This window comes from Burkholderia sp. Ac-20349, assembly GCF_017104865.1.
GTDB lineage: Bacteria > Pseudomonadota > Gammaproteobacteria > Burkholderiales > Burkholderiaceae > Burkholderia > Burkholderia aenigmatica.
The window spans coordinates 1-22033 of sequence record NZ_JAAGPM010000134.1; the positions used below are offsets into that span (position 1 = coordinate 1).

General features: G+C 67.7%; 21 protein-coding genes and 2 pseudogenes. 5 read left to right on the forward strand and 18 right to left on the reverse strand.

All coding sequences use genetic code 11. The features are described from left to right. Both G3N61_RS30880 and G3N61_RS30885 read right to left on the reverse strand, forming a co-directional pair. Positions 1-166, reverse strand: a pseudogene (locus tag G3N61_RS30880) (TetR family transcriptional regulator); the annotation flags it as partial. Next, positions 124-432, reverse strand: a pseudogene (locus G3N61_RS30885) (enoyl-CoA hydratase-related protein); the annotation flags it as partial. The pseudogenes G3N61_RS30880 and G3N61_RS30885, both read right to left, overlap by 43 nt. Before the next feature lie 249 nt (positions 433-681). On the opposite strand from G3N61_RS30885, the gene G3N61_RS30890 reads away from it, so the two are divergent. Beyond that, positions 682-1644, forward strand: coding sequence for a LysR family transcriptional regulator (locus G3N61_RS30890; RefSeq protein ID WP_043187166.1), 963 nt, complete (start codon positions 682-684; stop codon positions 1642-1644). Between the two features lie 72 nt (positions 1645-1716). Further along, a complete protein-coding gene (gene ggt / locus G3N61_RS30895) occupies positions 1717-3594 on the forward strand; it encodes a gamma-glutamyltransferase (protein WP_205824310.1) in 1878 nt (625 codons plus the stop codon). A 52-nt stretch (positions 3595-3646) separates the two neighbouring features. Here the strand turns inward: ggt and G3N61_RS30900 are convergent, their stop codons facing one another. The 3 genes from G3N61_RS30900 to tauA are packed head-to-tail and all read right to left on the reverse strand — an operon-like array spanning position 3647 to position 6451. Beyond that, positions 3647-4609 (reverse strand): ABC transporter permease subunit, encoded by a 963-nt coding sequence (locus G3N61_RS30900; RefSeq protein WP_205824313.1) that lies wholly within the window; start codon positions 4607-4609, stop codon positions 3647-3649. Next, positions 4609-5406: an ABC transporter ATP-binding protein gene (locus G3N61_RS30905; RefSeq protein ID WP_043187160.1), complete on the reverse strand. Its 798-nt coding sequence runs from the start codon at positions 5404-5406 to the stop codon at positions 4609-4611. Before G3N61_RS30905 ends, G3N61_RS30900 begins: the two co-directional genes overlap by 1 nt. Before the next feature lie 28 nt (positions 5407-5434). After that, entirely contained in the window at positions 5435-6451 is a 1017-nt protein-coding gene (tauA, locus tag G3N61_RS30910; protein WP_205824311.1) for a taurine ABC transporter substrate-binding protein, read from the reverse strand. Between the two features lie 342 nt (positions 6452-6793). Here tauA and G3N61_RS30915 point away from each other — a divergent pair, with 342 nt between their 5' ends. After that, entirely contained in the window at positions 6794-7204 is a 411-nt protein-coding gene (locus tag G3N61_RS30915; RefSeq protein WP_175043369.1) for a DUF4440 domain-containing protein, read from the forward strand. A gap of 124 nt (positions 7205-7328) precedes the next feature. Here G3N61_RS30915 and lipA read toward each other — a convergent pair whose 3' ends face one another. From lipA to G3N61_RS30930, 3 genes are all read right to left on the reverse strand, one after another. Continuing rightward, on the reverse strand, positions 7329-8321 hold the full coding sequence (gene lipA / locus G3N61_RS30920) for a lipoyl synthase (RefSeq protein ID WP_039346279.1): 993 nt from the start codon (positions 8319-8321) through the stop codon (positions 7329-7331). Then, positions 8314-9072: a lipoyl(octanoyl) transferase LipB gene (gene lipB / locus G3N61_RS30925; RefSeq protein ID WP_205824314.1), complete on the reverse strand. Its 759-nt coding sequence runs from the start codon at positions 9070-9072 to the stop codon at positions 8314-8316. Before lipB ends, lipA begins: the two co-directional genes overlap by 8 nt. Before the next feature lie 83 nt (positions 9073-9155). Next, complete coding sequence (locus tag G3N61_RS30930) at positions 9156-9482, reverse strand: DUF2917 domain-containing protein (protein WP_043187424.1); 327 nt, start codon at positions 9480-9482, stop codon at positions 9156-9158. 102 nt (positions 9483-9584) lie between these two features. Between G3N61_RS30930 and G3N61_RS30935 the strand changes: the two genes are divergently transcribed. Next, positions 9585-10571 carry a transcriptional regulator GcvA gene (locus tag G3N61_RS30935; protein WP_043187153.1) on the forward strand — a complete coding sequence of 329 codons (987 nt, stop codon included), beginning with the start codon at positions 9585-9587 and terminating at the stop codon, positions 10569-10571. On the opposite strand, the gene G3N61_RS30940 is transcribed toward G3N61_RS30935, so the two are convergent. From G3N61_RS30940 to G3N61_RS30985, 10 genes are all read right to left on the reverse strand, one after another. Further along, on the reverse strand, positions 10555-10863 hold the full coding sequence (locus tag G3N61_RS30940) for a YbeD family protein (protein WP_011353335.1): 309 nt from the start codon (positions 10861-10863) through the stop codon (positions 10555-10557). The genes G3N61_RS30935 and G3N61_RS30940 overlap by 17 nt on opposite strands. Next, positions 10863-11789, reverse strand: coding sequence for a D-amino acid aminotransferase (locus tag G3N61_RS30945; protein WP_043187150.1), 927 nt, complete (start codon positions 11787-11789; stop codon positions 10863-10865). The genes G3N61_RS30940 and G3N61_RS30945 overlap by 1 nt, the downstream gene beginning before the upstream one ends. Positions 11790-11837: 48 nt before the next feature. Further along, on the reverse strand, positions 11838-13151 hold the full coding sequence (locus tag G3N61_RS30950) for a D-alanyl-D-alanine carboxypeptidase family protein (RefSeq protein WP_043187148.1): 1314 nt from the start codon (positions 13149-13151) through the stop codon (positions 11838-11840). Positions 13152-13636: 485 nt separating this feature from the next. After that, entirely contained in the window at positions 13637-14281 is a 645-nt protein-coding gene (locus G3N61_RS30955) for an alpha/beta hydrolase (protein WP_043187147.1), read from the reverse strand. Positions 14282-14294: 13 nt separating this feature from the next. Next, entirely contained in the window at positions 14295-14612 is a 318-nt protein-coding gene (locus G3N61_RS30960; protein WP_011694422.1) for a ferredoxin, read from the reverse strand. A gap of 144 nt (positions 14613-14756) precedes the next feature. Then, positions 14757-15908, reverse strand: a complete 1152-nt coding sequence (locus G3N61_RS30965; protein WP_043187144.1) for a VanZ family protein — start codon at positions 15906-15908, stop codon at positions 14757-14759. Between the two features lie 19 nt (positions 15909-15927). Then, a complete protein-coding gene (locus G3N61_RS30970) occupies positions 15928-16551 on the reverse strand; it encodes an ABC-type transport auxiliary lipoprotein family protein (protein WP_043187142.1) in 624 nt (207 codons plus the stop codon). Positions 16552-16589: 38 nt separating this feature from the next. Further along, positions 16590-17519, reverse strand: coding sequence for an MlaD family protein (locus G3N61_RS30975; RefSeq protein ID WP_043187140.1), 930 nt, complete (start codon positions 17517-17519; stop codon positions 16590-16592). An 18-nt stretch (positions 17520-17537) separates the two neighbouring features. After that, positions 17538-18452, reverse strand: coding sequence for an ABC transporter ATP-binding protein (locus G3N61_RS30980; RefSeq protein ID WP_043187138.1), 915 nt, complete (start codon positions 18450-18452; stop codon positions 17538-17540). Beyond that, positions 18449-19573, reverse strand: coding sequence for an ABC transporter permease (locus G3N61_RS30985; RefSeq protein WP_043187136.1), 1125 nt, complete (start codon positions 19571-19573; stop codon positions 18449-18451). The genes G3N61_RS30980 and G3N61_RS30985 overlap by 4 nt, the downstream gene beginning before the upstream one ends. 294 nt (positions 19574-19867) lie before the next feature. On the opposite strand from G3N61_RS30985, the gene G3N61_RS30990 reads away from it, so the two are divergent. Next, positions 19868-22033: bifunctional 2',3'-cyclic-nucleotide 2'-phosphodiesterase/3'-nucleotidase (locus G3N61_RS30990; protein ID WP_241017984.1), on the forward strand; the 2166-nt coding region annotated here is incomplete at its 3' end.

The window sequence follows — 22033 nt, forward strand, 5'->3', positions numbered from 1 at the left end:
GGTGTTTCGCGACGCTCGTATTGAAGCGGTCGAAGAAACACGCATCCATCCGCTCCAGATACGCGAGGATCAGCTCGTCCTTCGACGAGAACTGGCGATACAGGCTCATCTTGTTGACGCCCGCGCGACCACGACCGGCTTCGTGCCCGATTCGATCCGCTCGCACACGTCGGGCAGCGACGGCGGCACCGGCGGCTTGCCGAATTCGCGGATGTCGGCGCCCGCGATGAAGTTGCGGCCGGCGCCGACGATCAGCACCGCGCGGATCGCGTCGTCGGCCTGCGCGGCGTCGAGCGCGTCGGCAAGGCCGCGCCGCACATCGGCGGACAGCGCGTTGACGGGCGGATGGTCGATCGTGACGACGAGCACCTTGTCGCGCCGCTCGCGCGTGACGGTGCCGGCCGGGCTGGTGGGGGAAGCGGGTGAGTTCATCGTGTCTCCTTGACGCGGCGGCAGGTGCGTCGACGCCGGTTCATGGCTCGCGGCATCGCGAGCGGCGCCGGGGCACCCACCCCGGTCCCGCACGAAGCGGGACAAGATCCGGCCGTACGCCGGGCATGACCCGATTCTCGATTGATCGAGATTCATTGACAATTCCCTGCCGCTTTTACAAGCTGTCAAGTCTGACTTGACACTGAATGCTTCCAACCGTTAAACGGGACGGATCAGGAGACGCGACGCATGGACCTGAACGCGCTGACGCTGCTCGTCGAGATCCTCGACGCCGGCAATCTCAGCAAGGCCGCGCAGCGGCTCAAGATGAGCCGGGCGAACGTCAGCTACCGGCTGAACCAGCTCGAACGCTCGATCGGCCAGCAGCTCGTGCGGCGCACGACGCGGCGCATCGAGCCGACCGAGATCGGGCTGAAGCTGTACGAACACGGCCGGCGCATCCGCAACGAACTGCTGGCCGCGCAGGAATCGGTGACGACGCTTGGCCAGGACCTGCAGGGCCGCGTGCGGCTGTCGGTGCCGAGCGGCTACGGGCAGATGGTGATGTCCGACTGGCTGCTCGCGTTCAAGCGGCTGCATCCGGGCATCGTGCTCGACGTCGTGTTCGAGAACCGCGTGGAAGACTTGATGCGCGACGAGATCGACATCGCGGTGCGCGTGATGCCGGAGCCGCCGCAGAACCTCGTCGCGCGCGACATGGGCGCGGTGCGCTACGTCGCGTGCGCGTCGGCCGCATTCGCGGCCGAGCACGGGATGCCGGCGAGCCTCGGCGCGTTGTCGGCCTCCCCCGTCGTCACCGCGACGGTGATGGGCCGCCAGCTCCGGATCGCCGCCTATCTCGGCGACGAGCGCCACGAGGTGCTGCTCGAGCCCACGCTGGTTTCGGAGAACTTCCTGTTCCTGCGGCAGGCGATCCTCGGCGGGATCGGCGTCGGCATCGTGCCCGACTACGTGGTGCACGACGACATCCGGCGCGGCACGGTCGTCACGTCGCTCGACGCGTACCGGCTCAGTATCTTCGGCACGCACATGTACATGCTCTACATGCCGAACCGGCACCACACGCGCGCGACGTCGACGTTCATAGAGTTCATCCTCGAACAGGCCGGAAAGACCGGCCGGGGCGGGCCCGGCGCGCTGCGTCAGGGTTTCCTGTCGGGTGACAAGCCGCCGGCCGCGCGGCGACAATAGCGCGCCCGGGGCGGGCAGCCGCGCTGCGCCGGCACCGTCGCCTCCTTCGAATTCACTGCTGCCGAGGGTTCAATGTTCGACCGGATTCGTCCGCATTCGCGCTCCTGGACGCTGCTCGCCGCCGTCGCGCTCGTCGCGTTCAATGCCGGCTGCACGTCCCCGTCCACGCCGCCGTCGGGCGCGGTGGTGCCCGTCGCCGCCGCATCGGGCGCCGCCGTGCCGCTGCCCGGCGTCCACGCGCCCGAGCTGTCGTCCGGCTGGACCGACAAGCCGGGCTGGACCTCGCAGCACTTCATGATCGCGGCCGCGAACCCGCTCGCGACGCAGGCCGGCTACGACATGCTGAAGGCGGGCGGCACCGCGATCGACGCGGCGATCGCCACGCAGATGGTGCTCGCGCTCGTCGAGCCGCAATCGTCGGGGATCGGTGGCGGCGCGTTCCTGCTGTACTTCGACGGCAAGGCGACGCAGGCCTACGACGGCCGCGAAACCGCGCCGGCCGCCGCGACCGACCGCCTGTTCTACGGGCCGACCGGCCAGCCGATGAGCTTTTACGAAGGTGTCGTCGGCGGGCGTTCGGTCGGCACGCCGGGCGTGCTGCGCATGCTCGACGCCGCGCACCGCGCGCACGGCAAGCTGCCGTGGCGCCGGCTGTTCCAGCCGGCGATCCGGCTCGCCGAGCACGGCTTCACGATCAGCCCGCGGCTCGCGATGCTGATCGCGAACGACAAGTACCTGAAGAACGATCCGGCCGCGCGCGCGTACTTCTACAACAAGGACGGCACGCCGAAGGCGGCCGGCACCGTGCTGAAAAACCCCGCGCTCGCGACCGTGCTGCGCCAGGTCGCCGACCGCGGCGCGAACGCGTTCTACAGCGGCGCGATCGCGCGCGACATCGTCACGAAGGTGCGCAAGCACCCGACCAACCCGGGCCTGCTGTCGCTCCAGGATCTCGCGCGCTACAAGGCGAAGGTGCGCGCGCCGCTGTGCGCCGATTACCGGCGCTCGGTCGTGTGCGGGATGCCGCCGCCGTCGTCGGGCGGTCTCGCGATCGCGCAGATGCTCGGCATCCTCGAAGCGATGCCCGACTGGCAGCAGATCGGCGCGCAGAAGCCGGTGCGCAACGACGTCGGCTACGAGCCGACGCCGTTCGCCGCACACCTGTTCAGCGAAGCCGGGCGCCTCGCGTATGCGGACCGCGCGCGCTATGTCGCCGATCCCGATTTCGTGCCGCTGCCGGGCGGCAGCTGGGCGAGCCTCACCGACAAGACCTATCTCGCGCAGCGTGCGCACCTGATCGGCGACAGCAGCATGGGCGTCGCGCAGGCCGGCACGCCGCAGGGCGCGACGCTCGCGATGGCCGACGACCGCAGCCCCGAGTTGCCGTCGACGTCCGACATCGCGATCGTCGACCGCTACGGCCAGGCGCTGTCGATGACGACCAGCATCGAGGACGCATTCGGCTCGCGGCTGATGGTGCGCGGCTTCATGCTGAACAACCAGCTCACCGATTTCTCGTTCGTGTCGAACGACAACGGCCGGCCGGTCGCCAACCGCGTGCAGGCCGGCAAGCGGCCGCGCTCGGCGATGTCGCCGGAGCTCGTGTTCGACAAGAAGACGAAGCAGGTGACGATGGTCGTCGGCTCGGCCGGCGGCCCCGCGATCATCAATCACGTCGCGAAGACGCTGGTCGGCGTGCTCGACTGGGGGATGACGATGCAGCAGGCGATCGCACTGCCGAACTTCGGGTCGATGAACGGGCCGACGCAGCTCGAACGCGGCCGCGTGTCGGACGCGCTCGCCGACGGGCTGAAGGGTCGCGGGCACGACGTGCAGGTCGTCGAGATGAACTCCGGGCTGCAGGGGATCCAGCGGCTGAACGTGCAGGGGCAGACGGTGTGGTTCGGCGGTGCGGATCCGCGGCGGGAAGGGATCGCGATGGGGGATTGAGGGCGGCAGGCCGGGGCGGCGCGTAAACGTCGCCCGTATCGCCTGCGTTCCGTCAGCTCCGCCCCTTCCACGGCACGATCCGCCTTTCGACCCACCGCATCGCGAGATCGAACAGCCACGCGATCGCGCCGATGATCAGGATGCCCATCACGACGATGTCGGTGCGCAGGAAGCTCGACGCGTTGAGCACCATCTGCCCGAGCCCGGCCGTCGCGGCGACCATCTCGGCCGCGACGAGCGTCGTCCAGCCGAAGCCGATCGCGATCCGCAGCCCGGTGAGGATTTCCGGCAACGCGGCCGGCAGCACGACGTGCCGCACGATCTGCGCGAAGCTGCCGCCGAGCGAATACGCGGCATTGATCTGCTCGACCGTCGCGGCGCGCACGCCGGCGCGCGCGGCCATCGCGATCGGCGCGAAGCACGCGAGGAAGATCACGACGAGCTTCGCCGTTTCGTCGATACCGAACCAGATCACGACGAGCGGCAGGTACGCGAGCGGCGGCAGCGGCCGGTAGAACTCCAGCAGCGGATCGAGCACGCCGCGCGCGACGCGGCTCACGCCCATCAGGATCCCGGCCGGCACGCCGATCGCAGTCGCGAGCAGGAACGCGCCGAATACGCGCGCAGCACTCCACAGCAGATGCTCGGACAACGGCAGGCCGCCCTGGATGCGCCCGTGCCAAGCATCGACGAATGCCGCCCACACGGCCTCCGGCGCGGGCAGGAACAGCGGCGGCAACCACTGGCGATGCGTGGCGACCCACCACAGCACGGCCAGCACCGCGACCGTCGCCGTGCTCAATGCCGCCGTCTTCCCCTCCCCCGGCAACCGGTAGCGGCGCGACGACGGCGCACGACGCGCGGCCGTCCCTGCCTGCGTGCGATCGCTCTGCTCGAAACCTGCGGCCGTCTGGCCGGCCGTCCACGAATCCTGCGTGCTCATGCTGTCCTGCCTGTGCAAAGTGCTGATCCGACCGCGTCCGACCGACGCGCCCTGTCGCGCGAGTTCGTGCATCACGCGGCCACCTCGGCGGCCTCGTCGCGATGCAGGTACGCGATCAGCCGCTCGCGCCACGCGATGAAATCCGGTGAAGACTTCACGGCACGCGCATCGCGCGATTCGACGTAGCGGTGCGCGAACGGCAGTTCGAAGGTTTCCGCGATCCGGCCGGGGCCGGGCGTCATCACGACGAGACGCGTCGCGAGGAACAATGCCTCCTCGACATCGTGCGTGATGAAGAACACCGTCTTGCCGGTGCGCGCCCACACGTCGAGCACGAGCGCCTGCATCGTGCCGCGCGTCATCGCGTCGAGCGCACCCATCGGCTCGTCCATCAACAGCACGCGCGGATCGCTCGCGAGCGCACGCGCGATGCCGACACGCTGCTGCATCCCGCCCGACAGCTCGTACACGCGCGCATGCGCATGACCGTCGAGCCCGACGAGCGCAAGCATCTCCCGCGCACGCGCTTCGCGCTCGGCCTTCGACACGCGCGCGAAGCGCAGCCCGAGCGCGACGTTGTCGAGCACGTCGAGCCACGGCAACAGCGCGTACTTCTGGAACACGACGCCGCGATCGGCGCCGGGGCCCGTGACCGGCACGCCGTCGACGCGCACGTCGCCGGTCGTCGGCGCGACGAAGCCGGCCATGCAGTTCAAGAGCGTCGTCTTCCCGCAGCCGGACGCGCCGAGCGCGACGACGAATTCACCGGCATCGATGCGCAGGTCGACGCGCGCGAGCGCCTGCGTCGTCGGCCTGCCGCGCTCGCCCGGATAGGCCACCGATACCTGACGGACTTCCAGCGTGCTCATGCTCAGGACTCCACGATGATCGCCGCGCTCAGCGCGCGGCCTTCTGCACGAACTGCGGATCGACGCCGGTCGAATAATCGGCGAGCACCGTCTGGATCGTGCCTTGCGATTTGAGGAACGTGGCCGTCGCCGCGAGCGACTTCGCGGCGCCCGACTGCGCGCCGCCACCGAGCCACGTCGGCGACGCCTGCTCGGCCGCCGTCGGGAATGCATAGAGCGCGAGGCTGGCCGGCACGTCCTGCGCGTTCGCGCCCGACACCTTCGCGACCGCCGCGACCTGCGGCGAGCCGACCTTCCACGCCGCCGCGTGCGCGCGGTAGTCGGCATCGGCGGCCGCGAGCACCTTCACGAAACGCGTGACGAACTCGGGGTTCTCGCGCGCGAACTTGCGGCTCACGACGAAGCCGTCGAAGGTTGCCTTGCCGCTTTCTTTCGCCACCTGCCCCGACGTCGTCAGCACGGTGCCCGACTGCTTGACCTTCGCGAGCACCGGATCCCAGATGTAGGTCGCGTCGATGTCGCCGCGCGCCCACGCCGCCGCGACTTCGGGCGGACGCAGGTTGACGATCTTCACGTCGTTCGGATTGACGCCCGCGGCCTGCAGCGCGACGAGCGTGTGGAAATGCGACGTCGACACGAACGGCACGCCGATCTTCCTGCCCTTCAGCGATGCGACGTTCGTGACGCCCGAGCCGTTGCGCGCGACGAGCGCCTCGGCGTCGTTGATGTTGTCGAGCACCCAGAACAGCGAGATGTCGAGCCCCTGCGACAGCCCGGCCGCGATCGGGCTCGAGCCGGCTTCGCCGAGCTGCACGGAGCCCGACGCGAGCGCACGGATCACGTCGGCGCCGCTGTCGAGCTTGCGGAACGTGACCTTGTAGCCGGTCGCCTTTTCGACTTCACCGCTCGCCTGCGCGTAGCGCCACGGCACCACCATGTCCTGGTACGCGATCACGACTTCGCGCGTTTCGGCGTGCGCCGCGCCGAGCGCGGCAAAGGCGGTCAGCGCGACGACGGCGCGGCGGATGAAGCTGAAACGGGACATGCGGCTCTCCTTCGGAATGCGGGCATTGCTGCGGGAGAGCCGACTATAGGAGCTTTGCGCGCGGCGGGAGCGAACTTATCCTGCGAAGCTATCGATGCCGTTTCAGCTTTGCTTTCCATGCTGGATTGAATGAGGCCGACGATTGAGCAGCAATCGGCGTGTGGAAGCACTCGATCACGTCCTAACTCAGATCCACCGAAATTGGATCAGGGCCACGCCCTCTAGCAAACCGCACTTCATACGAGTCCCATATCAATTCACCGAAGGAACCGTTAGCTTGTCACGTCGAGCTCAGGAGCGTTGCGCCCCAAGCGTAATTCGATAGCCAAGGAAAAATTTGCGATGACAAAGTCCAGCTTGCTGAAAATGAGGAGCGCTTGGGTCAGCGCCTATGTAGACGGCGATATAGCGCAACTGAATCTTGCAGAGAGCTCTCATTTCTTTGTGAAACGAGGGAGCAAGATACTAACGAAGGCCCAGCAAATATCCCAAATACAACGGCACCTGTCGGAAGAAACATGGGGCGAATATGACTTTCACACCCACGACGAAATCACGGAAATTTCAGAAAACCAGCAATGGGCGTCGATTACTGGAAAAGGCTCAATGAGACGCGACGGAAAAATACGCTCACGGTTTGATTTTCTGGAACTATGGCTGGTCGACGACGGCCGGTGGCAAATCGCGACACTTTGCTATGACGAGAAGGGCTTCGACAGGGAAATAACAGCAGGTCGACTAGATCCCGAATAGACATCTGTAGACGTCCATGCCGTCGAGCGCTTGTCCAAATGCCCAGACGAAAAAACCGCAACAAAAAAGCCCGCATCGCTGCGGGCTTTTTCGGGTTCGCCGGAAGACGACGAAGCAGGGACGCTCAGACCACCCCGGCCCCATGCGCCTGCAGATCGGCGTGATAGCTCGAACGCACCATCGCGCCGACGGCCGCGTGCGTGAAGCCCATCTTGTACGCCTCTTCCTCGTACATCTTGAACGTATCCGGATGCACGTACGCACGCACCGGCAGGTGGTGCTCGGACGGCTGCAGGTACTGGCCGATCGTCAGCATGTCGACGTCGTGCGCGCGCAGGTCGCGCATCACCTGCAGGATTTCCTCTTCGGTTTCGCCGAGGCCGACCATCAGGCCCGACTTCGTCGCGACGTCCGGATGCAGCGCCTTGAAGTCCTTCAGGAGCTTCAGCGAGTGCGCGTAGTCCGAACCCGGGCGCGCTTCCTTGTACAGGCGCGGCACCGTTTCGAGGTTGTGGTTCATCACGTCCGGCGGCGCGGCGTTCAGGATCGAGATCGCGCGGTCGAGACGGCCGCGGAAGTCCGGCGTCAGGATCTCGATGCGCGTTTCCGGCGACTGCTCGCGCACTTCGCGGATGCACTCGACGAAGTGGCCGGCGCCGCCGTCGCGCAGGTCGTCGCGGTCGACGCTCGTGATCACCACGTACTTGAGCTTCAGCGCGCCGATCGTGCGCGCGAGGTTCTTCGGCTCGTCCGGATCCAGCGGATCGGGGCGGCCATGACCGACGTCGCAGAACGGGCAGCGGCGCGTGCACTTGTCGCCCATGATCATGAACGTCGCGGTGCCCTTGCCGAAGCATTCGCCGATGTTCGGGCAGCTCGCTTCCTCGCACACCGTATGCAGGTTGTGCTCGCGCAGGATCGTCTTGATCTCGTTGAAGCGCGAGCTGCCGGTGGCCGCCTTCACGCGGATCCACTCGGGCTTCTTCAGCTTCTCGATCGGAATGACCTTGATCGGGATGCGCGCCGTCTTCGCCTGCGCCTTCTGCTTGGCGGTCGGATCGTAGGCAGGGGTCGCGGCCGAATCGGCCGGTGCGGGGGAAGCGGTAACGTCAGTCATTCGAATGTTGTTCCAGTGCCTGCGGCTTGTCGGCGGCCGCGGATGCGCCGTCGAGGTTGGCGATCAGACGGCGCACCAGCGTCTGGGCGACGTCGTTCCAGTCGGCGGCAACCTCGAGGCTCGCCATGTCGACAGTTTCCAGTCCGGCATAGCCGCACGGGTTGATCGCAAGAAACGGGCGCAGATCCATCTTCACGTTCAGGCTCAGCCCGTGATAGCTGCAGCCGTTGCGGATCTTCAGGCCGAGGGCCGCGATTTTCGCGCCCTCGTGCACGCCGGATGCCACGTAGATCCCGGGCGCACCCGCCTTGCGGACCGAAGCGAGATTATACGCCGCAAGGGTTTCGATCACGGCCTCCTCGATCTTCGTCACCAGCGTGCGCACCATCAGCTTGCGCCGGCGCAGGTCCAGCAGCAGGTAGGCGACGATCTGGCCGGGGCCGTGGTAAGTGATTTGCCCGCCGCGGTCGACCTTCACGAGCGGCACGCCGCTGTCGGCCACCAGCAGGTGGGCCGGGTCGCCGGCCTGGCCGAGCGTGTAGACGGGCGGGTGCTCGACCAGCCAGATCTCGTCGCCGGTGTCGGCCGTGCGCGTGTCGGTGAACGCGCGCATCGCGTCGAAGCTCGCTTCGTAGGTCTCGACGCCCCGCCAGCGCACGGTGACCGGCGGAGCCGGCTGATCCGGGGACCCGGCGGACGATGCGGAAACGGCAACAGGCGTGGACACGATGGAAACCGGCGAAACGGACATGGGCGGTAGTTTACCGAAAACCCGTGGGTCTCGCCGGCCTTGGAGGGGGACGGATCGCCGGTATCCGTCGGAGGAAATGATGGTCAGACGGTGCGCCATCCGTCATGGAGCAGCGCGCTCACGCGTTCGCGCAGCCGTGCCAGCCCGCCAAGCGCGACTTCTCGGGGCGGCCGCGACACCGAGAACGCCACGCGCGTGCCTTCCCGGCCTTCCGCGCTGAGCCACAGCCGCTCGCCGCGGCGCAGCTTCAGCGTTTCGCCGTCGACCAGGAAGTAATCGTTGACGTCGTTGCTGCGCGTCGCCCACACCGGCCCGCTCTGGACCACCAGCCGCGTGCTGCGTTGTACCTTCATCGGCACGGTTTCGCCCGCGGGGATTTCGAACGTGATGCTTGAAGAAATTTCTTGCATGATCGACTCCGCCAATAAGTGCTTCGATGGCTACAATCGTAGTCACTTCAAGGCGTCTGACAAAACGACCAATTTTCACGTCGATGTGAGGAAAATTAGCAAATGGACCTCCGCCAGCTACCTGCGCTGAACGCGATTCGCGCGTTCGAAGCCGCCGCCCGTCACGAGAATTTCTCGCGCGCCGCCGACGAGCTGTACGTCACGCACGGCGCGGTCAGCCATCAGGTACGCGCGCTCGAGGAGGAGCTCGGCGTGCAGCTGTTCACGCGCAACGGCAAGCGGCTGTGCCTGACCGACGTCGGCATGCGCTACGCGCAGCAGATCCGCACCGCGCTGATGGTGATCGCCGACGCGACCCGCGACGTGCGCGCGAGCGACCGCGACCGGCGGCTCGTGGTGTCGATGCTGTCGTCGTTCGCCGCGCGCTTCATCACGCCGCGCATCGGCACGTTCATCGAGCGGCATCCGGAAATCGACGTCGAACTGCAGTCCACCAACTCGCTCACCGATTTCGCGCGCGACGACGTCGATCTCGCGATCCGCTTCGGCCACGGCAACTACCCGGGGCTGCATGTCGAGCCGCTGTTCGACGAGGTGTTCTTTCCGGCGTGCGCGCCGACGCTGAACGGCGGCAAGCTGCCGCAAACGCCGGCGGATCTCGTCCACTACAACCTGCTGCGCTCGGACGACGAACTGTGGCGGCCGTGGTTCGACGCGGCCGGGCTCAAGACGCTGACCGAGCCGAAACGGGGGATTCTGTACCAGGATTCGTCGAACCTGCTGCTGGCCGCGATCGACGGCCAGGGCATCGCGCTGGTGCGCCGCTCGCTCGCGGTGCACGACCTGCTCGACGGGCGCATCGTGCGCCTGTTCGACATCGACGGGCCGAGCCCGTGGCACTATTTTTTCGTGTGTCCGCCGCCGCTCCTGAACACGCCGCGCGTGCAGGCGTTCAGGACCTGGCTGCTTCAGGAAGTCGCCGAATACAAACGGCTGTGCGACGAGCTGGACGCGCGGCGCGCGGCGGGGAAGACCCCCGCCGAGTGCGCGCAAGAGGGAGGCTGGAAGGCGCTTAGAGTACGACCTTGACCATCGGATGGCCGGTCAGTGCGCGGTAGATGTTGTCGAGCTGTTCCTGGCTCGTCGCCCGCACGGTGATCGTGAGGCCCGTGTAATTGCCGCCGCTCGACGCGCGCTCTTCGATCTTCTCGACATCGATCTCGTTGTCGTGAACGGCGACGACCTTGAAGATCGTGTCCTTGAACTCCGGGTGCGCCTTGCCCATGATCTTGATCGGGAAATCGCACGGGAACTCCAGCAGCGACTCCTTCCGGGTATCGATCGCGCCGGTCACCTCGATAGTTTTGGTCGGTTCGCTCATCATTTGCTCCGGGTTAGGTCAAACTGTTCAAACTCGCGCGCTTTCGCGCGCTGGTACGCGTCATACAACGCCGCGAACACGGGGCCCGGCTTGCCGCCCTGCACGGGCAGATCGTCGAGCGACGTGACGGGCAGCACTTCCTTCGTGGCCGACGTGATCATGATTTCGTCGGCTGCGCGCAACTCCACTTCGCTGATCTCGCGCGCGACGAACGGGATCTTGCACTCGTCGGCCAGCTCCTCGATCAGCGCATATCGGATCCCCTCGAGGATCTTGTTGCTGCGCGGCGGCGCGAGCAGCTCGCCGTTCTTCACGATCCACACGTTCGACGACGAGCCTTCCGTCAGGTTGCCGTCGCGCAGTTGCAACGTCTCGAACGCATCGCGTTCGGCCGCATGCTGCGCCATCAGCACATTGCCGAGCAGCGAGATCGACTTGATGTCGCAATGCAGCCAGCGGCGATCCTCGGCCGTCACGCAACGCACGCCCTGCGCGCGCTCTTCGTCGGACGGCAGGCGCAGCGGGCTCGTCATCACGAACACCGTCGGCACCGCGTTCGCCGGGAACGCGTGGCCGCGCTTCGCGACGCCGCGCGTCACCTGCAAATAGACCAGCGCGTTGCCGTCGCCGAGCCCTTCGGCATTCGCCGCGACGACGCGCTCGATCAGCGCACGCCAGCCCGCGTCGTCGTGCGGGCTGACGATGCCGATCTTCTTCAGGCTGCGCGCGAGCCGGGCCAGATGCTGTTCGATCCGGAACGGCACGTGCGCGCCGTCGTGCGCATAAACGGGGACAACTTCATACACGCCGTCGCCGAAGATGAACCCGCGGTCGAGCACCGGTACACGGGCTTCCGACAGCGGCACCATTTCCTCCTGCGACGACACGCTGAGGTAGACGATCGGTTCAAATTCGGCTTGGCTCATAACAATGACAGATGGGGATGAAGTCGTAAAAACAAAGGCCCGTCGTGCTTACTTCTTCTTGCTGAACATCAGCAGGATCGAGTCCCAGATACGCCCGAAGATACCCGCTTCCGGCACCGCCTGCAGTGCGACGACCGGGAATTCCGACAGCGTCTTGCCGTCGGCGACGATCTTCACGGTACCGACCTGCTGGCCTTCCGCGAGCGGCGCGATCAGCGGCGCGTTCACGTCGACTTCCGTCTTGATCTTGTCGCCGAGGCCGCGCGGCACGGTCGCCCACTGGTCGCCCTTCACGCCGACCTGCACGGTGTTTTCCTTGCCCTTGTAGATGCGCGGCGTCGACATCGCCTGACCGCCCTTGAACAGGCGCACCGAATCGAACGCGCTGTAGCCGTAGTTCAGCATCTTCATGCTGTCCTGCGTGCGCTCGCCTTCCTTCTGCTCGCCCATCATCACCGACACCAGGCGGCGCTGGCCGTCCACACCCGGGATCGCGCGCTTCGCCGACGCGATCAGGCAGTAGCCGGCCGCTTGCGTATGGCCCGTCTTCAGGCCGTCGACCGTCGGGTCGAGCCACAGCAGACGGTTGCGGTTGCCCTGGCGGATGTTGTTGTACTTGAATTCCTTCTCCGAGAAGATGCTGTAGTACTGCGGAAAATCGCGGATCAGGTGCGCGGACAGCTTCGCGAGGTCGCCGGCCGTCGTGTAGTGGTTCGGGTCGGGCATGCCGTTCACGTCGGCGAAGTGCGTGCCCTTCATGCCGAGGCGCGCGGCCTCGTCGTTCATCAGCGTGACGAACTGCCCTTCGCTGCCGCCGACGAGTTCGGCCAGCGCGATCGCGGCGTCGTTGCCCGACTGGATGATCATCCCGTACACGAGGTCGTGCACGGACACCGGCTTGTTCGCCTCGATGAACATGCGCGACTCGTCGCGGCCGACGCGGCGCACGGCGTCGCTCGGCGTGACGATCTGCTCCATCGAGATCTTCTTCTTGTCGAGCGCCTCGAACACGAGGTATGCCGTCATCAGCTTCGTCAGCGAGGCGGGCTCGACGCGTTCATCGGCATTGCCCGATGCGAGCACCGTGTTGCTGGTCGCATCGACGAGCACCCACGAGTGCGCATTCACGCCCGGCGGCGGCACTGCGCCCGGCATGTAGGTCGCGGGCGCGCCGGTGAACTGCTCGGTGGCGGCCGGCGCCGCATGCGCGGCCTTGGCCTTGGCGGCCGGCTTCGCCTCGGCGACGACGATCGTCGATGCGAGCGCGACGGGCAGCATCACGCCGAGCGCGACGTTGCGCGCGGCGGTGCCGAAGGCGATGGAGGAAGCGAGGGACTTGAGGCCTTGGGGAGACAGACGCATGATCGATTCAGGCTGATGGCAGAAAGTGCGGTGCGAAACGCGCAGGGTTGAACGGCAAGGCGGCGGGCGTTTCGGGCACTCGCCCGAAATCGTCGGGCGACGCGAAACGCGCCGGTTGGACTCGTGCGGACGCGTTCGGTTCGCTGCCGTCGCGAGCGGGCGGACAGGCGGCAAAACGAGCGCCGCATGGGCCCAGCCGGGCCGCGGGCAACGCGGATTGCGGCCATTATACGTGGCCGCGCAGGGCGTTTTCGCGAACCGGGCGCCGCACAGTTGCACATCCGCATCGGGCGCAGGGTGCCGGCAAGCTGCACGTCATCGCACGCGAAGCTGTGCGAAAGGCATGCGCAGGCGGGATGGAAGTCGGGTTGCGCCGCAAGCAGCGGCGCGATGTCGTGCGGCGGGAGCGCGCATCCGGCGCATGCCTGCGTCGCGTATGCGACGCGACGCAGGCAGCCGGCATCATGCCGGCACCCGCGCGCCGGCTAGCGCCAGGCGTCGACGATGATGCGCTTCAGCACGTGCAGCTTGCGATGCAGGAAGTGCTCGGCGCCAGGGATCACGACGACCGGCAGTTCCTGCGGCCGCGCCCAGTCGTACACCGACGCGATCGGCACCGTGTCGTCGGTCTCGCCGTGGACCACGAGCGTGTTCTCGGGCACGTCGGCCACCTGCCAGCGGCTCGCGGCCGTGCCGACGAACACCATCCGTTCGATCGTCTCGCCCGCGTCGCGCAGCCGCTTCGCGACGTGCGACAGCACGAAGGTGCCGAACGAGAAGCCCGCGAGCACGAGCGGCAGGTCCGCATACGCGGGCTGCGCGCGCATGTGCGCGAGCACCGCGAGCAGGTCGTCGGCCTCGCCGGTGCCGTTGTCGTGCACGCCTTCGGTCGCGCCGACGCCGCGGAAGTTCGACCGGAACACGACGTAGTTCAGTTGCACGAGCGTGCGCGCGAGTGTTTGCGCGACCTTGTTGTCCATCGTGCCGCCGAACAGCGGATGCGGATGTGCGACGAGCGCGATGCCGCGTGGCGCGGCCGTGCCTTCGCGCACGGCGTCGGGCAGGTCGACCGCGATTTCGATCTGCCCGACCGGGCCCGCGATCAGCGACTTCTGCGTATGAACGTTCATTCGGCCGGCCCGCTCAGATCTTCAGGCGGTCGACGACCTTGCCGTCGCGCAGGTGCGATTCGACGATCTCGTCGATGTCGGCCTGGTCGACGTACGTGTACCACGTGCCTTCCGGATACACGACCATCACGGGCCCTTCCTCGCAGCGGTCGAGACAGCCGGCCTTGTTGATGCGAACCTTGCCGGGCCCCGCGAGGCCGAGCTCCTTCACGCGCTTTTTCGCATATTCCTGCATGGTCTGCGCGTCGCATTGCGCGCAGCTCGGGCGTTCGGCGCCCGGTTCGCGCTGGTTCAGGCAGAAGAAGACGTGGTGCTGGTAGTAGGAATCCATGATGGTGACGAGCGGCCCGGCGCGAGGCCGTGCGAAAAGAGAAGCGGTTGCCGCTGCGCGGGGCAGCGGAGGATGCGGACGATTATAGCGAGCGGCGCAGGCAGCTGCCGGCGATACCACTGCCGCGCCGCCGCAGCCACCGCTTCAACGGCGCAACGCAGCCGGCAGCCACGCGTGCTCGACGCGCTGGCCGAGCCAGATCAGCGCCGCGTAGGGCCAGATCCACGCGAGCCAGCGCGCGAGGCTGTTGAAGTGCACGTAGCGGCCCTGCCGCCAGCCCGACAGCGTGAAGTCGAAGAACGGATTGACGGGCAGCAGGTTCACGAGCGCCACGCCGGCCAGCAGCGCGAGCGCCGCGAGCGTCGCGCGCCAGGTCGCCGGCACGTGCAGCGCAACGAGCGCGGCCGCGAACCCGAGTTCGATCCCGAGCCGCGCGCCGGGCGTCGCCCATACGACGACGAGGCCGGTGGCCGACTGCATGAAGGTCGCGGCCGCCTTCAGCACGAGCGTCGCGGCGACGAGCGCGATCAGGAGCCGGATGCGCGGCGCGCGCGGCCGCATCGCGAGCGACGCGATCGTCAGCGCGGCGAACAGCATCAGCCCGCCGAGCGCGGCCTCCCACGCGGAGTCGGACAGCCAGCCGTCGACGCGCTCGGGCCATTCGCCCACGCGCCACGCGGCCGGCAGCCACGCGAGCAGCGCGTCCTGCATCGACGCGTCGGCACGCTCCCACAGCGCGGCCGGCCAGTCGCCGATACCGAACAGGAACGGCGACGGGAACAGGATCGCGAACGGCCATAGCCCGGCGAGCAACAGCGGCGTCGCACCGTCGTCCTCGAACCATGCGAAGCGCAGCCGGCGCAGTGCGCCGCGATCGAGCAGCGCACCGGTGGCCGGCGCGACGAGCGCCGCGCCCAGCAGCGCGCCGAGCGCGTTGGCCGCGAGATCGAGATTCGACGCGACGCGCGTCGGCAGGTAGGTTTGCAGCGCTTCCATCGAGCCCGACAGCAACACGCCAAGCCCGGCCGCGATCAGCGTCGCGGCCACGCCGCGCCAGCGCGGATGCAGCGCGAGCACGGCAAGCGCACCGAACGGCATATAGCCGAGCACGTTCGTGACCACGTCGAATGCGGTCACGTAGCGCTGCATCGGCGCGAACAGATAGTCGAACGGCCCGATGCCGAGCGACGCCCAGCCTTCGAACGGATACAGCGATGCGTAGACGATGAGTGCCGCATAAGCGGCAAAGGCCTGCCGCGCGAGCGGCGATGCGCGAGGGGTACCGGTCGCGCTCATCGCGGCTGCGCGGCACGCGTCACGGCGTACCCGCGTACGCCTGCATGCCGACCCACGCGGCGATCTGCGACACGAGCTCGTTGCTCGCCGTTGCGAGCGCACGGGCACCGCCCGCTGCGTCCGGCGTGCTCGACGGCGCACGCGCGACGAACGTGCGCTGGCCGAGTACCTTGCCGTCCAGCGTCAGCGTCGCACGCGCGGTGACGGCGCCATGGCTCTGCGACTGGCCGTCGAACACCTGTTCGAACTCGTTCAGGTCGACCTTGAGCGTCGGCGCACGCACGCCGTCGGATCCTTCGAGCACCGTGCCGCGCGACGACAGCGCGCCGCGCAGCCGCTGCGTGAGCAGTTGTGCGGGCGGCGCGGTCCAGCGGCTGTCGCGATAGACGGCCACGTGCTGCGCGTCCACGTATGCCAGGCGATACGCGAATTTGTCGGAGTCGAGCGCATCGGGCGCGGCGACGTCGAGCACCTTCAGCGCGGGGCCGGGGCCGGCGGTCACGACCGACGTGGCCGGCCCGAGGTCGTAGCGGACATTCGACAGCGCCGCGCTGTTGCCGGCGCAGCCGGCCGCGAGCGACAGTGTCAGCACGGCAAGCGCGGCCGCGGCGGGACGCAGCGCGCGGTCAAGGATTCGTGGCATGGCGTGTTCCTGCATGATGTTTCCGGTTTCGATGGGTGTCACTGCCCGGCCGTCGCACCCGGCCAGGTGAAGCCCGGCTCGCCGGGCCCCGGCGCCGCGCCGGGCGAACCGAACAACAGACTGCGCGGGTTGCGGCCAAGTTCACCGGCCACGTCCTTCAATTGCCGCGACGCGTCGCCGACGCTGCCGGCCAGCGCGTTGAAACGCGGCAGCGTGTCGTACTGCACGCGCGCGTTGAGATCGTTCAGCGCGACGCCCACCTGCTCGGCGGCCGTGCCGGCCTTGTTCAGGTTCGACACGAGCGGCCCGTTCGGCTGCATCAGCGTGTTCGCCGACGCCATCGCACGGTTCACCTCGTGCATCGTTTCCGGCAGCGCGGTCACCGCCGGGCCGAGCTGCTTCGTCAGCGTGGTAGCGCCATCGGCCGCGTGCTGCAGGCTTTCGGCGGTCGCGCGCAACTGCTCGCGCATCTCGGGCGACATCAGCGCATTCGCGCTCTTCGCGGCGAGTTCGAGTTGCCGCAGCAGCACGTCGCCGCGCTCCTGGATCTGGTCGAACAGGCTCGGCCGCATCGGGATCTGCGCGATCGCCTTGGTCGACGACGGCAGCGGCGCCAGGTCGCGGCCCGTGTCCTCGAGCTGCACGAACGCGATGCCCGTCACACCCTGGAAGCCGAGGCTGCCGTAGGTCGACTGCGTGATCGGCGCGTCGTGGTCGACGAGGATCCGGATCCGGATCTGGCCCGGGTGCGCGCGATCGAAGCCGATCGACTGCACCTTGCCGACGTCGAGGCCGCGAAAGCGCACGGCCGCGTCCGGGAACAACCCGGTCACGTTGGTGCGCGCGAGCAGGTCGTACGGCACGCGCACGGTGCGGTCGACGTTGAACCAGAACACGGTGCCCGCGATCGCGAGCGTCAGCGCGATCGTGAACAGGCCGGCCCAGAACGCATGTGATTTGTTTTCCATTCGCGGATTCCTTCGTGCCTACAGCTCGACGCTCGACAGCGCCGGTTCGAGGGCCGCCTTCGGCAGCTTCGCGCGCCGCTCGGGCGGCAGCGCCTGCAATGCGCGGCGCCCGCGCAGCCCCAGGAAATATTCGTGGATGAACGGATGGTCGACGTTCGCGGCCTCCTCGACCGGCGCCGCGACCAGCACCTTGCGGTCGGCCAGCACCGCGACGCGCGTCGACAGCGCGACCATCGTGTCGAGATCGTGCGTCACCATCACGACGGTCAGCCCGAGCGTGCGGTGCAGCGTCGCGATCAGCTCGACGAATTCGTCCGACGCCTGCGGATCGAGGCCGGCCGTCGGCTCGTCGAGGAACAGCAGTTCGGGCTCGAGCGCGATCGCGCGCGCGATGCCGACCCGCTTGACCATCCCGCCCGACAGCGCGGCCGGCATCTTCGACGCGTGCTTGCACGGCAGCCCGACCATCTCGAGCTTCAGCATCACGATGTCGTGCAGCAGATCCGGCGGCACGCGGCCGAGCTCGCGCAGCGGCTGCGCGACGTTGTCGAACACCGTCATCGACGAGAACAGCGCGCCCTGCTGGAACAGCATCCCGGAGCGCGTGCGCATCATCCGCGCGCTCGCGTCGTCGATCGTCGCGGTATCTTCGCCGAACACCTTGATCGTGCCCGACGTCGGCCGCTCGAGGCCGAGGATCTGCCGCACGAGCGTGGTCTTGCCGGAACCCGAGCCGCCGACGATCGACACGATCTCGCCGCGCTTCACGTCGAAGTCGAGCTTCTGGTGAATGATGTTGCGCCCGTAGCGCTTGGTCAGGTTGCGCACCTCGATCACGAGGTCGTCGGTATCGGCCGCCGCGGCCGGCCCGGTGCCGACCGACCCGGCACCGACTGCCGCGGCGTGCGCGGTCGTTTCGTTCGATGCGTTCATCCGAGCCCCACGTTCTGGAACAGGATCGCGAACACCGCGTCGGCGAGGATCACGACCGTGATCGACGATACGACCGACGTGGTCGTGCCTTCGCCGAGGCTCTGCGAGTTCGCCTTGATCCGGAAGCCGAAATGGCACGCGACCAGCGCGATCAGCATGCCGAACACGATGCCCTTGCCGACGCCGATGTACAGGTTCGCGATCGGCACGACGCCCGGCAGCGAGCGCACGAAATAGTTGACGTCGATCCCGAGCACGAGCTTCGCGGCAAGCGCGCCGCCCGTCAGCGCGATGATGTTGGTCCACATCACGAGCAGCGGCATGGCAATGCCGAGCGCGAGCACGCGCGGCAGGATCAGCCGCAGCCCGTGCGGGATGCCCATCACGCGCATCGCGTCGAGCTCCTCGGTCACGCGCATCACGCCGATCTGCGCGGTGATCGCCGAGCCCGAGCGGCCTGCGACGAGAATCGCCGACAGCACCGGGCCGAGCTCGCGGATCACCGACAGCCCGAGGATGTTCACGATGTAGCGGTTCGCGCCGAACATCTGCAACTGCTGCGCGGACAGGTAGCTGAGCACGATGCCGATCAGGAACGCGACGAGCGCGGTGATCGGCAGCGCCTGCGCGCCGGCGCTGTAGATGTTCGCCGAGGTTTCCTTCCACGGCATCGTCTTCGGACGGCGCAGCACCGACAGCGCGTCGAGGATCACGAGGCCGAACATCGCGATGCCGCCCTGCAGGTGTTCGCCGAACCCGAAGATCGCCTGGCCGAGCCGCGTGACGGGGTCGTAGCGCACCACGCGCTCGGGCGCCTCGCGCTCGGTGTCGAGCCGCTCGATGCGCTCGAAGATCGTGCGCTGCGTGGCGCTCAACGCGACACCGGCCGGCAGCTTGCGCCCCCACACGCGCCACAGCGCCTGGCCGCCGACGTGGTCGAGCCGCTCGATGCCGGACAGATCCCATTCGCTCACGCGCCCCGACGCGATGCTCGCGATACGGCGCGCCACCGCGCCGCGATTGCGTGCAAGCGCGAGCGCGGTCCACTGGCCGTACAGGCGCACCGTCTGGCCCTGGCTGCCGGCGTCGACCGACAGGCCGGGAGGAGTCTCGAAGTCCAAGGGCAGGTTGTTTGCAAAAAGGTGACAGCGGCCATTGTAGCGAACCGCCCGACGACGCGACGTGAGGATTTCCGTGGGGGGCGCCCGCCTCGGGGGCACCTGGCCGGGGTGCCCGCCCCCAGGTGCGCGTGGCAGCCGCCGCCCCCTGCGCGCTACCGGCTTCACCACCTTTCATTCTTCCGTCACGTTTCCTTTCGATACTCTCACGCGCCGCACATCAGGCCGTCGGCGCCCCGCGCCGCCATTCGTTGCGTACTCGCATTTCATAAAACAGAACACCGAACAGGACAACCGATGCGTCTCCCCCTGCTTTCCCGCCGTCGCGTGCCGGCCATCGCCGCGCTCGCCAGCCTCGCCTTCATCCTCGCCGCCTGCGGCGGCGACGACGTCACCTCGCCGCCGGTGACGCCGCCGGCGGCCCAGGCACCCGTCGGCACGACGGCCACGCTCGCGCTGCTGGAGACGACCGACCTGCACACCAACGTGCTGTCGTATGACTATTTCAAGCTCGCCGCCGACAACTCGCTCGGCTTCGAGCGCGTGTCGACGCTGATCGCGCAGGCGCGCGCGCAGTATCCGAACACGCTGCTGCTCGACAACGGCGACACGATCCAGGGCACCGCGCTGTCGGACTACCAGGCGCTCGTGAAGCCGATCGGCTGCGACCAGACGCTCGCGATCTACAAGGTGATGAACGCCGCGAAATTCGACGGCGGCGGGATCGGCAACCACGAATTCAACTACGGGCTGCCGTACCTGTCGCAGGTGACCGGCAACACGTTCGAGGTCGACGGCCTGCCGGCACCGGCCCAGCAGAAGAAGTGCGCGGGCCCGAACTTCCCGCAGGTGCTCGCGAACGTGATCAGCGCGAAGACCAACGCGCCGCTGTTCACGCCGTACACGATCCTGACCCGCACCGTGACCGCGACGACGCCGGACGGCAAGACGGTCAGCGCGCCCGTGAAGATCGGCATCATCGGCTTTACACCGCCCGCGATCATGAACTGGGACAAGCGCTGGCTCGACGGCAAGGTCTACACGACCGGCCTGAAGGAAGCCGCGGAGAAGTACATCCCCGAGATGCGCGCGAAGGGCGCCGATCTGATCGTCGCGATCTCGCACGGCGGCCTCGACAATTCCGCGTATTCGCCGACGATGGAGAACGGCAGCTGGTGGCTGTCGAAGGTGCCGGGCATCGACGCGATGCTGATCGGCCACTCGCACCAGGTGTTCCCGGACGCGAACAGCACCGTGTCGCAGTTCAACCTGCCGGGCGTCGACAAGGTCAAGGGCACCGTCAACGGCGTGCCGACCGTGATGGCCAACTACTGGGGCAAGCACCTCGGCGTGATCAAGCTCGGCCTGAAGTTCGACGGCAAGGCGTGGGGCGTCGACAAGTCGCTGACGACCGTCGAGGCGCGGCCGATCCAGAACGCCGACAAGAGCTACGTCGCGGCCGATCCGACCGTGTCCGCCGCGATCGCCGCCGAGCACCAGGCGACGATCGACTACGTGAAGACGCCGATCGGCTCGACCGACTACCGGATGAACTCGTACTTCGCCGATGTCGGCGATCCGGGCGCGATCCAGATCGTCAACGAGGCGCAGGCCGACTACGTGAAGACCTACGTGCAGGCGAACCTGCCGCAATACGCGTCGCTGCCGGTGCTGTCGGTCAGCGCACCGTTCAAGAGCGGCTTCGGCGGCGGCACCGACTACACCGACGTCGCGCCGGGCGCGCTCGCGATCAACAACGCGGCCGACCTGTACCTGTATCCGAACACCGTGTACGCGGTGAAGGTGAGCGGCGCCGACGTGAAGAACTGGCTCGAAACCGCCGCGAAGCGCTTCAACCGCATCGACCCGACCAAGGCGACCGTGCAGCCGCTCGTCAGCACCTTCCCCGGCTACAACTTCGACATGTTCACGTCGGCCGATCTCGCGTATGAAATCGACGTCACGCAGGCGGTCGGCAGCCGGATCAAGAACCTGACGTACAAGGGCGCACCGATCGACCCGAACGCGCAGTTCATCGTCGCGACCAACAACTACCGCGCGAGCGGCGGCGGCAACTTCCCGGGCCTCGACGGCAGCAAGACGATCTTCGCGTCGCCCGATGCGAACCGTGACGTGCTGATCGCGTTCGTGAAGCAGCGCGGCAAGATCACGCGCGCGGCCGACGGCGCGCAGCGCAGCTGGCGCTTCACGAAGCTCGCGAGCTCGGTCGCGCACGTGCAGTTCGCGTCCGCGCCGAACCGCCTCGGCGACGCGGCGGCAGCCGGCCTGACCGGCATCACGCAGGTCGTGGCCGACGACGGCTCGGGCAAGAACCTCGCGCACATAGCGATCGCGGATGCGCGCATCAAGCACGAGCTGCTCAAGCTCGGCATCGAAGCGCCGGCCGATCCCATCGTCACACTCCCGCAACCTGAGCCAGCCGCCGACGAAGCGCCGCAGCTC

Bases quoted from the DNA above. Each gene is read 5' to 3' on its own strand.
- G3N61_RS30890 (WP_043187166.1), top strand. From the start codon at position 682: ATGGACCTGAACGCGCTGACGCTGCTCGTCGAGATCCTCGACGCCGGC.
- ggt (WP_205824310.1), top strand. From the start codon at position 1,717: ATGTTCGACCGGATTCGTCCGCATTCGCGCTCCTGGACGCTGCTCGCC.
- G3N61_RS30900 (WP_205824313.1), bottom strand. From the start codon at position 4,609: ATGCACGAACTCGCGCGACAGGGCGCGTCGGTCGGACGCGGTCGGATC.
- G3N61_RS30905 (WP_043187160.1), bottom strand. From the start codon at position 5,406: ATGAGCACGCTGGAAGTCCGTCAGGTATCGGTGGCCTATCCGGGCGAG.
- tauA (WP_205824311.1), bottom strand. From the start codon at position 6,451: ATGTCCCGTTTCAGCTTCATCCGCCGCGCCGTCGTCGCGCTGACCGCC.
- G3N61_RS30915 (WP_175043369.1), top strand. From the start codon at position 6,794: ATGACAAAGTCCAGCTTGCTGAAAATGAGGAGCGCTTGGGTCAGCGCC.
- lipA (WP_039346279.1), bottom strand. From the start codon at position 8,321: ATGACTGACGTTACCGCTTCCCCCGCACCGGCCGATTCGGCCGCGACC.
- lipB (WP_205824314.1), bottom strand. From the start codon at position 9,072: ATGTCCGTTTCGCCGGTTTCCATCGTGTCCACGCCTGTTGCCGTTTCC.
- G3N61_RS30930 (WP_043187424.1), bottom strand. From the start codon at position 9,482: ATGCAAGAAATTTCTTCAAGCATCACGTTCGAAATCCCCGCGGGCGAA.
- G3N61_RS30935 (WP_043187153.1), top strand. From the start codon at position 9,585: ATGGACCTCCGCCAGCTACCTGCGCTGAACGCGATTCGCGCGTTCGAA.
- G3N61_RS30940 (WP_011353335.1), bottom strand. From the start codon at position 10,863: ATGAGCGAACCGACCAAAACTATCGAGGTGACCGGCGCGATCGATACC.
- G3N61_RS30945 (WP_043187150.1), bottom strand. From the start codon at position 11,789: ATGAGCCAAGCCGAATTTGAACCGATCGTCTACCTCAGCGTGTCGTCG.
- G3N61_RS30950 (WP_043187148.1), bottom strand. From the start codon at position 13,151: ATGCGTCTGTCTCCCCAAGGCCTCAAGTCCCTCGCTTCCTCCATCGCC.
- G3N61_RS30955 (WP_043187147.1), bottom strand. From the start codon at position 14,281: ATGAACGTTCATACGCAGAAGTCGCTGATCGCGGGCCCGGTCGGGCAG.
- G3N61_RS30960 (WP_011694422.1), bottom strand. From the start codon at position 14,612: ATGGATTCCTACTACCAGCACCACGTCTTCTTCTGCCTGAACCAGCGC.
- G3N61_RS30965 (WP_043187144.1), bottom strand. From the start codon at position 15,908: ATGAGCGCGACCGGTACCCCTCGCGCATCGCCGCTCGCGCGGCAGGCC.
- G3N61_RS30970 (WP_043187142.1), bottom strand. From the start codon at position 16,551: ATGCCACGAATCCTTGACCGCGCGCTGCGTCCCGCCGCGGCCGCGCTT.
- G3N61_RS30975 (WP_043187140.1), bottom strand. From the start codon at position 17,519: ATGGAAAACAAATCACATGCGTTCTGGGCCGGCCTGTTCACGATCGCG.
- G3N61_RS30980 (WP_043187138.1), bottom strand. From the start codon at position 18,452: ATGAACGCATCGAACGAAACGACCGCGCACGCCGCGGCAGTCGGTGCC.